This is a genomic window from Pseudomonas farris, from assembly GCF_019145235.1.
Taxonomy (GTDB): domain Bacteria; phylum Pseudomonadota; class Gammaproteobacteria; order Pseudomonadales; family Pseudomonadaceae; genus Aquipseudomonas; species Aquipseudomonas farris.
Genome location: NZ_JAHSTV010000001.1, coordinates 451,556 through 464,858 on the forward strand (window position 1 = coordinate 451,556; position 13,303 = coordinate 464,858).

General features: G+C 58.7%; 11 protein-coding genes. 7 read left to right on the forward strand and 4 right to left on the reverse strand.

Translation table 11 applies throughout. The annotated features are described in order from the left end of the window. Positions 1 to 51: 51 nt before the first annotated feature. Both KVG95_RS02085 and plzR read right to left on the reverse strand, forming a co-directional pair. Entirely contained in the window at positions 52 to 2,160 is a 2,109-nt protein-coding gene (locus KVG95_RS02085; RefSeq protein WP_217854336.1) for a molybdopterin oxidoreductase family protein, read from the reverse strand. 134 nt (positions 2,161 to 2,294) lie between these two features. After that, positions 2,295 to 2,585 (reverse strand): PlzR type 4 pili assembly inhibitor, encoded by a 291-nt coding sequence (gene plzR / locus KVG95_RS02090; RefSeq protein WP_052966158.1) that lies wholly within the window; start codon positions 2,583 to 2,585, stop codon positions 2,295 to 2,297. Positions 2,586 to 2,991: 406 nt separating this feature from the next. Here plzR and argF point away from each other — a divergent pair, with 406 nt between their 5' ends. Both argF and KVG95_RS02100 read left to right on the forward strand, forming a co-directional pair. Next, positions 2,992 to 3,912, forward strand: a complete 921-nt coding sequence (gene argF, locus KVG95_RS02095) for an ornithine carbamoyltransferase (RefSeq protein ID WP_217854337.1) — start codon at positions 2,992 to 2,994, stop codon at positions 3,910 to 3,912. Continuing rightward, positions 3,909 to 5,018, forward strand: a complete 1,110-nt coding sequence (locus KVG95_RS02100; protein WP_217854338.1) for an ABC transporter ATP-binding protein — start codon at positions 3,909 to 3,911, stop codon at positions 5,016 to 5,018. The genes argF and KVG95_RS02100 overlap by 4 nt, the downstream gene beginning before the upstream one ends. Positions 5,019 to 5,070: 52 nt before the next feature. Here KVG95_RS02100 and KVG95_RS02105 read toward each other — a convergent pair whose 3' ends face one another. Together KVG95_RS02105 and ybaK are read right to left on the reverse strand one after the other, a co-directional pair. Beyond that, a complete protein-coding gene (locus tag KVG95_RS02105) occupies positions 5,071 to 5,853 on the reverse strand; it encodes a PhzF family phenazine biosynthesis protein (RefSeq protein ID WP_217854339.1) in 783 nt (260 codons plus the stop codon). Between the two features lie 116 nt (positions 5,854 to 5,969). After that, positions 5,970 to 6,440, reverse strand: coding sequence for a Cys-tRNA(Pro) deacylase (gene ybaK, locus KVG95_RS02110; protein ID WP_217854340.1), 471 nt, complete (start codon positions 6,438 to 6,440; stop codon positions 5,970 to 5,972). Between the two features lie 371 nt (positions 6,441 to 6,811). On the opposite strand from ybaK, the gene KVG95_RS02115 reads away from it, so the two are divergent. The 5 genes from KVG95_RS02115 (at position 6,812) to KVG95_RS02135 (ending at position 13,296) form a co-directional block, all read left to right on the forward strand. Then, on the forward strand, positions 6,812 to 7,663 hold the full coding sequence (locus KVG95_RS02115) for an MIP/aquaporin family protein (RefSeq protein ID WP_217854472.1): 852 nt from the start codon (positions 6,812 to 6,814) through the stop codon (positions 7,661 to 7,663). Positions 7,664 to 7,739: 76 nt separating this feature from the next. Further along, positions 7,740 to 9,245, forward strand: coding sequence for a glycerol kinase GlpK (gene glpK / locus KVG95_RS02120; RefSeq protein ID WP_007898522.1), 1,506 nt, complete (start codon positions 7,740 to 7,742; stop codon positions 9,243 to 9,245). An 84-nt stretch (positions 9,246 to 9,329) separates the two neighbouring features. Then, on the forward strand, positions 9,330 to 10,085 hold the full coding sequence (locus tag KVG95_RS02125; RefSeq protein WP_007898523.1) for a DeoR/GlpR family transcriptional regulator: 756 nt from the start codon (positions 9,330 to 9,332) through the stop codon (positions 10,083 to 10,085). 309 nt (positions 10,086 to 10,394) lie between these two features. Beyond that, positions 10,395 to 11,933 carry a glycerol-3-phosphate dehydrogenase gene (gene glpD / locus KVG95_RS02130; RefSeq protein WP_217854341.1) on the forward strand — a complete coding sequence of 513 codons (1,539 nt, stop codon included), beginning with the start codon at positions 10,395 to 10,397 and terminating at the stop codon, positions 11,931 to 11,933. Positions 11,934 to 12,381: 448 nt separating this feature from the next. After that, positions 12,382 to 13,296 (forward strand): glutamate/aspartate ABC transporter substrate-binding protein, encoded by a 915-nt coding sequence (locus KVG95_RS02135; protein WP_217854342.1) that lies wholly within the window; start codon positions 12,382 to 12,384, stop codon positions 13,294 to 13,296. Positions 13,297 to 13,303 lie beyond the last annotated feature (7 nt).

Consider the following 13,303-nt stretch of genomic DNA (forward strand, 5'->3'; position numbering starts at 1 on the left):
GCATTGTAACGGAAACCCGAGCGCCATGCTCGGCCTCCCCGACAGTCATGTTCACGCCGCCGCCACGGTCACCGGTACGCCGTTCAACGCCGCGTTGCCCGACAACTCATCGAGCTGACATTCGTCAGTCAGGTCATTGGCGCTGGAGCCGGGTTGACCGCTGGCAATCGTCATCTGCACACCCGGTCGCGCATGCCCCCAACCGTGAGGAAGGCTGACCACACCTTTCATCATATCCAGGCTGGCAACCACTTCAACCTCGATCACGCCGACCCGCGAACTGACGCGCACCCGCTGCCCATCGCTGAGCCCCCGGCTGGCCAAATCGTCCGGGTTCATCAGCAGTTGATGGCGCGGTTTGCCCTTCACCAGACGGTGATAATTGTGCATCCATGAGTTGTTACTACGCACATGACGGCGGCCGATCATCAGCAGCTCATCGGCGGCCGGTGCTTGCAGTGCCGCGAAGCGCGCCAGGTCGGCGAGGATCTCGACAGGTGCTGCCTGGACTCGCTGATTGGCGGTTTTCAGGCGTGGCGTCAGGTTGGGTTTAAGCGCGCCCAGATCGATACCGTGAGGATGATCGAACAAGGTCGCCAGCGACAACTTGTGTTCCGAAGCGTCGCCATACAGGCCCATCCGCAGCCCTCGGTCGATCATCTGCGCCGGCGCGATGGTCGGTTTCAGTTCCTTGCCGGTCTTCGCCGCCAAGGCTTTGGCCAGCCCCACGAAGATTTCCCAGTCATGCAGCGCGCCTTCCGGCTTGGCGAGGATCGCCCGGTTGAAGCGGGTGACGTTGCGCACCGCGAACATGTTGAACGTGGTGTCGTAATGATCGTTTTCCAGCGCAGAAGTCGACGGCAGGATCAGGTCGGCATAACGCGTGGTTTCATTGATGTACAGGTCGACACTGACCATGAACTCCAATCCATCCAGCGCCTGCTCCAGTTGTCGGCCATTGGGCGTGGACAGCACCGGATTACCCGCCACGGTGATCAGGGCGCGGACCTGCCCTTCCCCTTCGGTGAGCATCTCTTCGGCCAGTGTCGATACCGGCAGTTCTCCCGCGTATTCCGGACGTCCGGACACGCGACTCTGCCACCGGTTGAAATGCCCGCCCGAGGTCGATGCCACCAGATCCACCGCAGGCTCGGTGCACAGCGCACCGCCCACCCGATCGAGGTTGCCGGTGACCAGATTGATCAATTGCACCAGCCAATGGCACAGGGTGCCGAAAGCCTGAGTCGAAACGCCCATGCGGCCGTAGCAGACCGCTGTCGGCGCTGCCGCGAAGTCCCGTGCCAGTTGGCGAATCTGCTCGGCGGGCACTGCGCATAGCGGGCTCATGGCCTCGGCGGTGAAACCTGCGATCGCCTCACGCACCTCATCCAGACCATCGACGGGCAAATGGCTGTCGCGGGTCAAGCCTTCGGCAAACAAGGTATTGAGCAGCCCGAACAACAGCGCCGCATCGCCACCGGGGCGCACGAACAGATGCTGATCGGCAATCGCCGCCGTTTCGCTGCGACGCGGATCGACCACCACCACTTTGCCGCCCCGGGCCTGAATCGCCTTGAGGCGCTTTTCCACATCCGGCACGGTCATGATGCTGCCGTTGGAGGCCAGTGGATTGCCGCCCAGGATCAGCATGAAATCGGTGTGATCGATGTCCGGGATCGGCAACAGCAAGCCGTGGCCGTACATCAAGTGACTCGTCAGGTGATGGGGCAACTGATCGACCGATGTCGCTGAAAACCGGTTACGGGTTTTCAGCAGGCCGAGAAAATAATTGCTGTGGGTCATCAACCCGTAGTTGTGCACGCTGGGGTTGCCCTGATAAACCGCCACCGCGTTCTGCCCGTGACGCTCCTGAATCGCCGCCAGGCGTTCGGCCACAAGACTGAAGGCATCTTCCCACTCGATAGGCTGCCATTCGCTGCCTACTCGCTGCATCGGCTGACGCAGGCGATCCGGATCGTTCTGGATGTCTTGCAGGGCAACCGCTTTGGGGCAGATGTGCCCGCGGCTGAAGGTGTCTTGGGGGTCACCCTTGATTGAGGTAATCTGTACGCCGCTGCCTTCGACCTCAGTGGTTTCGATGGTCAGGCCGCAGATGGCTTCACACAGGTGGCACGCACGGTGATGGAGAGTCTTGGTCATGGCCAGTCTCTGTTTTGTTCTGGGCGGGCAATATCGGCCGCGGGAACAAAACTATGGCGCGCGACTCGCCCCTTTGCCAGCGACGTTCGTCTTGTGAATCGGCGACCATCAGGCCAGCCGATGACAGCAAGGGATCAGTTGGACGGCAGACTCGGCGGCGCCTGCAACTGGATCTCCTCGATGGTTTCGATCTGCTCGTGGGCAACATGCACGCCGGTGAGCTCGCCGATCAGTCGCCAATGCTCGTCGAGCCCGGCGCTGATGGTGGCCATGCGGTCGATCATGCGCCGGCCGGCCACCTTCGTGACTTCGTCTTCACTACGCATCAGCTCGAAAGACATCGAGGTCATGGAAGCGGTGAGGTGAGTCAGGGAGCGGGCCGTAAGGCCGAGTAGCTCCATCAACAGTTGTTCTTTCGATTCCATTCCTGAGGCTTCCTGCGTCGCTCGTGCTCTAGTTATAACCCAGCACTTTGCTTTAGCAAATGTTTCGGACAAGACACATTGCCCGCCAAAGGCCCGAATGACAGGTCAAAAACCGACCGCCAGCGTGTCGCCCGCGCCCTGTTTGATTGCCAAGCCCGGCGAGCCCGGTGTACAAATGGTTAGCTGCTGTCAGGAAACAGGCTTCAAAAGCGCTACTGCGGTCACCCCGTAGCCCCTCTGAAATCCTCTAAACACCGTAGCCCATTGGAAAAACGCGACATTTAATGTCAATATCGCGCCTTCCCCTATTTCGTCGCCCCGTGCGGCTTACGCCGCAGGTCTCGCCCGTTTTTCAGTTAAACAAGGCTTTGAGTATCTGCGGTCTGTTGCAAAAAGGTAGTCAATGATGAGCGCAAGGCACTTTCTCTCCCTGATGGATTGCACGCCCGAAGAGCTGGTCAGCGTGATCCGTCGAGGCGTTGAGCTCAAAGACCTGCGTAACCGCGGCGTACTGTTCGAGCCTCTGAAAAACCGCGTGCTCGGGATGATTTTCGAGAAATCGTCGACTCGCACCCGTATTTCGTTCGAAGCCGGCATGATCCAGCTTGGTGGGCAGGCGATCTTCCTGTCGCCACGCGATACCCAACTGGGTCGCGGCGAGCCGATCGGCGACGGCGCCATCGTCATGTCGAGCATGCTCGATGCGGTGATGATCCGTACCTTTGCCCACAGCACCCTGACCGAATTCGCCGCCAACTCCCGCGTACCGGTGATCAACGGCCTGTCCGATGACCTGCACCCCTGCCAGTTGCTGGCCGACATGCAAACCTTCCTCGAACACCGCGGTTCGATTCAAGGCAAGTCCGTGGCCTGGATCGGCGATGGCAACAACATGTGCAACAGCTATATAGAAGCGGCGATCCAGTTCGACTTCCAGTTGCGCATCGCCTGCCCGGAAGGTTACGAACCCAACCCTGAATTCCTGGCTAAAGCCGGCGATCGAGTGACCATCGTCCGCGATCCGCAGGAAGCTGTGCGCGGCGCGCACCTGGTGAGCACCGACGTCTGGACCTCCATGGGTCAGGAAGAGGAAACCGCCAAACGCCTGAAGTTGTTCGCGCCGTTCCAGGTCAACCGTGCCCTGCTCGACCTCGCCGCGCCGGATGTGCTGTTCATGCATTGCCTGCCGGCCCACCGTGGCGAGGAAATCAGCCTCGACCTGCTCGACGATTCGCGTTCGGTGGCCTGGGATCAAGCCGAAAACCGTCTTCACGCACAAAAGGCCTTGCTCGAATTCCTCGTCCCGCCTTCGTACCACCACGCATGAGCCAGCCATTACTGCTGAACCTGCGCAACCTGGCCTGCGGTTATCAAAACCAGCGGGTTGTGCAGAACCTCAACCTGCATTTGAATGCCGGCGATATCGGTTGCCTGCTGGGGTCTTCGGGCTGCGGCAAAACCACCACCCTGCGGGCGATTGCCGGTTTTGAACCGGTGCACGAAGGTGAAATACAGTTGGCGGGCGAGACCATTTCCAGCGCCGGCTTCACCCTCGCCCCGGAGAAACGCCGGATCGGCATGGTGTTCCAGGATTACGCACTGTTTCCGCATTTGAGCGTGGCCGAGAACATCGCCTTCGGGATCCGCAAGCACCCGCAAAAGGATCGCATCACCGAAGAACTGCTCGAACTGGTCAACCTGAAAAACCTTGGCAAGCGCTTCCCCCATGAGTTGTCCGGCGGCCAGCAACAACGCGTGGCATTGGCCCGTGCCCTGGCGCCGGAACCGCAACTGCTGTTGCTCGACGAACCGTTCTCCAACCTCGACGGCGAATTGCGACGCAAGCTCAGCCATGAAGTACGCGGCATTCTCAAGGCTCGCGGCACCAGTGCGATTCTGGTGACCCACGATCAGGAAGAAGCCTTCGCGGTCAGCGACCACGTGGGTGTTTTCAAGGAAGGTCGCCTGGAACAGTGGGATACGCCCTATAACCTCTATCACGAACCCCTGACGCCATTCGTGGCCAGTTTCATTGGCCAGGGTTATTTCATTCGCGGTCAGTTGAGCAGCCCGGAGTCGGTACAGACCGAGTTGGGTGAATTGCGCGGCAACCGTGCCTACACCTGGCCAATCGGTTGTGCCGTGGATGTGTTGTTGCGTCCGGACGATATCGTCTATGCGCCAGACAGCCCACTGAGGACGCGGATTGTTGGCAAGAGCTTCCAGGGGGCATCAACCCTGTACCGCTTGCAGTTGCCTACGGGCGCGCAGTTGGAGTCGATTTTCCCAAGTCATGCCGATCATCTGGTCGGTGCTGAAGTAGGCATTCGGGTGGCGGCTGAACACCTGGTGTTGTTCCAGGCGAACGGCAGCACGGCGGCGCAGATTCCGGTGATCGAATCCGGTGTTCGGCGGTACAGCACCGCCAGTTGAACAACGCGGATACATGTGGGAGCGGCGGTGCCGCTCCCACATTGGATTTTGGTTAACCCAACATTAGTGTTCCGCTAGCGACCAGCGTTGCATTCCCACCAATACTCACCCGATCCCCTTCCAGCTGGCAAAACAACTCCCCGCCCCGTGCCGAACACTGATAAGCCGTCAGACTCGACTTGCCCAAGCGTTCCGACCAATACGGAATCAGGCTGCAATGGGTCGACCCGGTCACCGGGTCTTCGTTGATGCCGATTGCCGGGGCAAAGTATCGCGACACAAAATCATGCTTGCTGCCCTTGGCCGTCACAATGGCGCCCAGCCACGGCAGTTTTGCCAGCGCAACCATGTCCGGCTGACAATCGAGCACCGCTTGCTCGGACTCCAGCACCACGAACAGTTCTTTCGAACCCAACACATCGACTGTTTTCACACCCAAGGCGCGCTCGACATCCAGGGTCACGCCCACTTCTGTCGGCACGATGGTCGGGAAATCCAGCCACAAGCGCTTGCCTTCACGGCTGACACTCAGCGGGCCGGACTTGCAGATGAAATCCAGCCGTTCGACCGGTTCCTTATAGATTTCAAACAGAACATAAGCGCTGGCCAAGGTCGCATGGCCGCATAACGGGACTTCGGTGGTCGGGGTAAACCAGCGGATGTGCCAGACAGCACCCTCACGCACCAGAAATGCAGTTTCGGCGAGGTTGTGTTCGGCGGCGATTTTTTGCATCAACTCATCGTCGAGCCAAGTATCGAGCCGGTACACCATTGCCGGATTGCCACTGAACGGCCGATCACTGAACGCGTCGACCTGATGAAACTCTAGCTGCATGCCAATTCTCCCTTTTTTAGGTCGACGAGCATGAAGCCACGAAGAGCCCTTCACCAGTGACAGAACCAATCAATTTCCACCATACAGGGCCGGGCTGAACGCCCGAGCCCCTCTACTCAGGTGCGACCGATATCGGCGAACTTCGCTTGGGTGTGTTCGGCCAACACGGCAGGCGCCAGTTCAACTTCCAGACCGCGCCGTCCGGCGCTGACGAAGATGCTAGAAAAAGGCTGAGCTGAACTGTCAATAAAGGTACGCAGGCGCTTCTTCTGCCCGAGCGGGCTGATGCCGCCCAACAGATACCCCGTCGAACGCTGTGCAGCCGCGGGGTCGGCCATTTCGACTTTTTTCACCCCAGCGGCCTGCGCCAGCGCCTTCAAATCCAGACTTCCGACGACCGGCACCACCGCCACCAACAATTCTCCCTTCTCGCTGGCCGCCAGCAATGTCTTGAACACCTGCGCCGGGTCCAACCCCAGTTTTTCCGCGGCCTCCAGACCATAGGACGCTGCCTTCGGATCATGTTCGTAACTGTGCACGCGATGTTCGGCACGAACTTTTTTCAACAAATCCAATGCGGGGGTCATGGCAGCTCCAAGCTTGGCGGCAGAAGAAAAATACTGCGCAGGATTCTAGGTCATTGATCGATAAAAGGCTCTATTACAACGCCATTTCAATAGCTTGGCCGGGCTTCTGTGCCGTTCGTCCACGGTCGGCCTGCCTGATGAACGATGTGGTCATTCACGTGACTAATAGTTGAAATGTGACCGACAGTTCACTTTCGACCTTTGACAGCAGCGTTTCTTGTCTATATTTTTTCGAATCTGAATACTGTACGAATGTCTCACCGCAGCACCCAGCAGTAAGCCGAGCACAGGATGGGGATCCTGCCTTGGTGAAAATCGCGCTTTTGACCTTGATGAAAAAGCGCCAGACAACAACAAAAACGAGGTTTTCAATGACAACTGCTTTACAACAACCGTCGCTCTCGAGCCAATGCATGGCCGAGTTTCTGGGTACTGCACTGCTAATCTTTTTCGGTACCGGCTGCGTTGCTGCGCTCAAGGTGGCGGGTGCCAGCTTCGGACTGTGGGAAATCAGCATCATCTGGGGGGTTGGCGTCAGCATGGCGATCTACCTCACCGCCGGCGTTTCCGGCGCGCACCTCAATCCTGCCGTGAGTATCGCGCTGAGCATTTTCGCTGACTTCGAAAAGCGCAAACTGCCGTTCTATATCCTCTCCCAGGTGGCCGGCGCCTTCTGCGGGGCCTTGTTGGTTTACACGCTGTACAGCAACCTTTTCTTCGATTTCGAACAAACTCACCAAATGGTTCGTGGCACCCAGGCCAGCCTTGAATTGGCTTCGGTGTTCTCCACTTTCCCGAACCCTGCCCTGTCCACAGCCCAGGCCTTTCTGGTTGAAGTGATCATCACCGCCATCCTGATGGGCGTGATCATGTCGCTGACCGACGACAACAATGGCCTGCCCAAAGGGCCGCTGGCGCCGTTGCTGATCGGCCTGCTGATTGCCGTGATCGGTAGCTCGATGGGCCCGCTGACCGGTTTCGCGATGAACCCGGCCCGCGACTTCGGTCCTAAACTAATGACTTTCTTCGCCGGCTGGGGTGAAATTTCCTTCACTGGCGGACGCGATATCCCGTACTTCCTGATCCCGATTTTTGCACCGATTGTCGGTGCCTGCCTTGGTGCTGCAGCTTATCGCGGGCTGATTGCCCGTCATCTGCCCAGCGCCATACCTGCTACAAAGGATGCAGCACCGGCCATTGACGGCAAACCAAGAACGTCTTGAAACCGTTGGCGCGTGATCCTGCCCATGTGGTCCCGCGCCTGACCTCACTTCCTAATTTTCGTCCAAGGCAATCGACATGACCGACATACAGAATAAGAACTACATCATTGCCCTCGATCAGGGTACGACCAGCTCCCGCGCGATCATTTTCGACCGTGACGCGAACGTGGTCTGCACCGCCCAGCGCGAATTCGCGCAGCATTACCCGCAAGCCGGCTGGGTCGAACATGACCCGATGGAAATCTTCGCCACCCAAAGCGCCGTGATGGTCGAGGCCCTGGCGCAAGCCGGCCTGCACCACGACCAAGTCGCGGCCATCGGCATCACCAACCAGCGCGAAACCACCGTGGTCTGGGACAAGACCACCGGCCGCCCGATCTACAACGCGATCGTCTGGCAGTGCCGCCGCAGCACCGAAATCTGCCAGCAGCTCAAGCGCGATGGCCACGAGCAATACATCAGCGACACCACTGGCCTGGTCACCGACCCGTACTTCTCCGGCACCAAACTCAAGTGGATCCTCGACAACGTCGAAGGCAGCCGTGAGCGTGCGCGCAAGGGTGAACTGCTGTTCGGCACCATCGATAGCTGGCTGATCTGGAAATTTACCGGCGGCAAAGTGCACGTCACCGACTACACCAACGCCTCGCGCACCATGCTCTTCAACATCCACACGCTGGAGTGGGACGCGAAGATGCTGGAAGTCCTCGACATCCCGCGCGAGATGCTCCCGGAAGTTAAGTCCTCGTCCGAAATCTACGGCCACACCAAAAGCGGCATTGCCATTGGTGGTATCGCTGGCGACCAACAGGCGGCCCTCTTCGGCCAGATGTGCGTCGAGCCAGGCCAGGCGAAAAACACCTACGGCACCGGTTGCTTCCTGCTGATGAACACCGGCGACAAAGCAGTGAAATCCAAGCACGGCATGCTCACCACCATCGCTTGCGGCCCGCGCGGCGAAGTGGCCTACGCCCTCGAAGGCGCGGTGTTCAACGGTGGCTCCACCGTGCAGTGGCTGCGTGACGAGTTGAAAATCATCAACGATGCCCACGACACCGAATACTTCGCCAACAAGGTCAAGGACAGCAACGGTGTGTACCTGGTGCCGGCCTTCACCGGCCTGGGCGCTCCGTATTGGGACCCGTATGCCCGCGGCGCGCTGTTCGGCCTGACTCGCGGCGTACGCGTGGATCACATCATTCGTGCCGCGCTGGAGTCGATTGCCTACCAGACCCGCGACGTTCTGGACGCCATGCAGCAGGACTCCGGCGAACGCCTCAAGTCACTGCGCGTGGACGGCGGTGCAGTCGCGAACAACTTCCTGATGCAATTCCAGGCCGACATCCTCGGCACTCAGGTCGAGCGCCCGCAAATGCGCGAAACCACCGCGTTGGGCGCGGCTTACCTGGCTGGCTTGGCTTGCGGCTTCTGGGGCAGCCTGGACGAGTTGCGTGGCAAGGCAGTGATCGAGCGCGAGTTCGAACCGACGCTGGACGAAACTGCGAAGGAAAAACTCTACGCTGGCTGGAAAAAAGCCGTCAGCCGCACTCGTGATTGGGAACCGCACGAAGGCGCTGAATAAGCCAAGGATGGGGTTCTAACTGGTAGGGAGCAGATTCCTGCGGCATCATGGGCAAATTTTGCACGGCAGCCCAAAGGAAGCCCCATGAATCTGCCTCCCCGTCAGCAGCAAATCCTCGAACTGGTCCGCGAACGCGGCTATGTCAGCATCGAGGAAATGGCTCAGCTGTTCGTCGTTACACCGCAAACCATCCGCCGCGATATCAATCAACTGGCGGAAGTCAATCTGCTGCGTCGCTACCACGGCGGCGCAGCCTATGATTCCAGCGTCGAAAACACCGCCTACGCCATGCGCGCCGATCAGATGCGCGATGAAAAGCAGCGTATCGGCGAAGCCATTGCCGCTCAGATTCCCGATCACGCCTCGCTGTTCATCAATATCGGTACCACCACCGAATCCATCGCTCGGGCGCTGCTCAACCACAACCACCTGAAGATCATCACCAACAACCTGCACGTCGCTTCGATGCTCAGCGCCAAGGACGACTTCGACGTTTTGCTGACCGGTGGCAACGTGCGGCGTGACGGTGGCGTGGTGGGTCAGGCGAGTGTCGACTTCATTAATCAGTTCAAGGTCGACTTCGCCCTGGTCGGCATCAGCGGCATCGATGAAGACGGCAGTTTGCTGGACTTCGATTATCAGGAAGTGCGGGTGTCCCAGGCGATCATTGCCAATGCCCGACAGGTAATCCTCGCAGCGGACTCCAGCAAATTCGGGCGCAATGCCATGATTCGCCTGGGGCCGATCAGCCTGATCGATTGCCTGGTCACCGATCAGCAGCCCTCGCCAGCCTTGGCGCAGTTGTTGAGCCAGCACAAGATTCGGTTGGAGGTCGTGTAAGCACATCGGCCCCCCTGTGGCGAGGGGGCTTGCCCCGTTGGGCCGCGAAGCGGCCCCAAAACCATTCACCGCCAATCCCTCAGTTAAACATCGCAACCCGCTCTGCGACTGCTGCGCAGTCGAACGGGGGCAAGCCCCCTCGCCACAAAACCGCGTCTAAATGTTCGTAAATTTTCCTTTAACCGCCCTTCGATCAGTATTTTCAATCGAAGTTGACTGGCTGCGGGCGTCTTTATGGGCTAATATTTTCGCAAATGAACATTAATGTTCGAATTCCAATATAGAAAATCAAAAGCCCGAGGCCAGCCGATGCCCACTTCTACCTTGCCTACGCCCCCTCTCGCCGAGGTCTACGATATCGCCGTCATCGGTGGTGGGATCAATGGCGTGGGGATCGCAGCGGATGCCGCCGGTCGCGGTCTTTCGGTATTCCTTTGCGAAAAGGATGACTTGGCCAGCCACACCTCGTCCGCCAGCAGCAAGCTGATCCACGGCGGCCTGCGCTACCTCGAACATTACGAATTCCGCCTGGTGCGCGAAGCCCTCGCCGAACGCGAAGTGCTGCTGGCCAAGGCACCCCACATCGTCAAACAGATGCGCTTCGTGCTGCCGCACCGCCCGCACCTGCGCCCGGCCTGGATGATCCGCGCCGGCCTGTTCCTTTATGATCACCTCGGCAAACGGGAAAAACTCGAAGGCTCGAAAAGCCTGAAGTTTGGCCCGGACAGCCCGCTGAAAAGCGAAATCACCAAAGGCTTCGAATATTCCGATTGCTGGGTCGATGACGCACGCCTGGTCGTACTGAACGCCATGGCCGCCCGCGAGAAAGGCGCTCACGTTCATACCCAAACCCGTTGCGTCAGCGCCCGTCGCACCAAAGGCCTGTGGCACCTGCACCTGGAACGCGCCGATGGCAGCCTGTTTTCGATCCGCGCCAAAGCGCTGGTGAACGCGGCCGGCCCATGGGTTGCCAAGTTCATCCGTGACGACCTGAAGATGGAGTCGCCGTACGGCATCCGTCTGATCCAGGGCAGCCACCTGATCGTGCCGAAGCTGTATGAAGGCGAACACGCGCACATTCTGCAAAACGAAGATCAGCGCATCGTGTTCACCATTCCGTACCTGAATCACTTCACCCTGATCGGCACCACCGACCGCGAATACACCGGCGACCCGGCGAAAGTAGCGATCACTGAAAGCGAAACTGATTACCTGCTGAAAGTGGTCAACGCCCACTTCAAGAAGCAAATCAGCCGCGACGATATCCTGCACAGCTATTCCGGCGTTCGTCCGCTTTGCAACGACGAATCCGACAACCCGTCGGCCGTCACCCGCGACTACACCCTGGCATTGTCGGGCAGTGGCGAAGAGGCGCCGCTGCTATCGGTGTTCGGCGGCAAACTGACGACTTACCGCAAACTCGCCGAGTCGGCGCTGGCGCAACTGGCCCCGTACTTCACGCACATCAAGCCAAGCTGGACCGCCAGCGCCACCCTGCCTGGCGGCGAAGACATGACCACGCCGCAGGCCTTGAGCTCGCGGATCCGCGACCGATTCGATTGGGTGCCCACCGAGATCGCCCGTCGTTGGGCCACCACTTACGGCAGCCGCACCTGGCGCATGCTCGAAGGTGTGGAAAGCCTCAGTGATCTGGGCGAACACATCGGCGGTGGTCTCTACACCCGCGAAGTCGATTACCTGTGCAGCGAAGAATGGGCGACCACCGCCCACGACATTCTGTGGCGCCGCAGCAAGCTTGGGCTGTTCACCACCCCGGCGGAACAGCAAAAGCTCAAGGATTACCTGAACAAGGTCGAACAGAACCGCAGCAAGATCCAAGCGGCCTGATCGGGAAGCCGGTTGAGCCCAAGCCCCTGAATCGAAAGGTTCAGGGGCTTTTTGCATTCTAGAGAACACCATTGATCAACTGTGGGAGCGGGCTTGCTCGCGAAGACTGACTAACATTCAACATATCCGTCGGCTGATAGACCGCTTTCGCGAGCAAGCCCGCTCCCACAGGGTACGTGCAAGTCATGGAATTGCATTCGGTTTTCCGAACGCGACTTGCCAGTCGATTCGGTAAACCGGATCTCCCGATAGAAAACTCAACGCCATAAATATTTAATAACGTTATAAATCAACAACTTGATCTATATCGCCTGGCCTGGCACGAGTCATGCTCTACACTCTTGGACGAATGCCTGTTGTGCCAACACTTCAGGAGCCGTCAGGCATTCGAAGCACCAAAATGCCGATGAACTGGCTCCATAAAAAAAACAATGTCGAGGAAAATTTGATGCGCATCGTTCCCCATATCCTGGGCGCAGCCATTGCTGCCGCTCTGATTAGCACTCCAGTTTTCGCTGCCGAACTCACCGGCACACTGAAGAAGATCAAAGAGTCCGGCACCATCACCCTCGGGCATCGTGACGCTTCCATTCCGTTTTCCTACATCGCGGACGCTTCCGGCAAACCGGTTGGCTACTCCCACGATATCCAGCTGAAAGTCGTTGAAGCCCTGAAAAAAGATCTGGACTTGCCAAACCTGCAGGTCAAATACAACCTGGTGACCTCGCAAACCCGTATTCCGCTGGTACAGAACGGCACCGTGGACCTCGAGTGCGGCTCCACCACCAACAACGTCGAACGCCAGCAGCAAGTTGACTTCTCCGTCGGCATCTTCGAAATCGGCACCAAGCTGCTGTCCAAGAAAGATTCCCCGTACAAAGACTTCGCCGACCTCAAAGGCAAGAACGTCGTGACCACCGCGGGCACCACGTCCGAGCGCATCCTCAAGTCGATGAACGCCGACAAGCAGATGGGCATGAACGTGATCTCCGCCAAAGACCATGGCGAGTCCTTCCAGATGCTGGAAACCGGTCGTGCCGTGGCTTTCATGATGGACGACGCCTTGCTGGCCGGTGAAATGGCCAAGGCCAAGAAACCGACCGATTGGGCCGTGACCGGGACTGCGCAGTCCAACGAAATTTACGGCTGCATGGTTCGCAAGGGCGACGCACCGTTCAAGAAAGCTGTCGACGACGCCATCACCGCGACCTACAAGTCCGGCGAGATCAACAAGATCTACGAAAAATGGTTCATGCAGCCAATTCCGCCAAAAGGCCTGAACCTGATGTTCCCGATGAGCGAAGAGCTCAAGGCCCTGATCGCCAATCCGACCGACAAAGCGGCTGACGAAAAGAAATCCTGATTTCTGA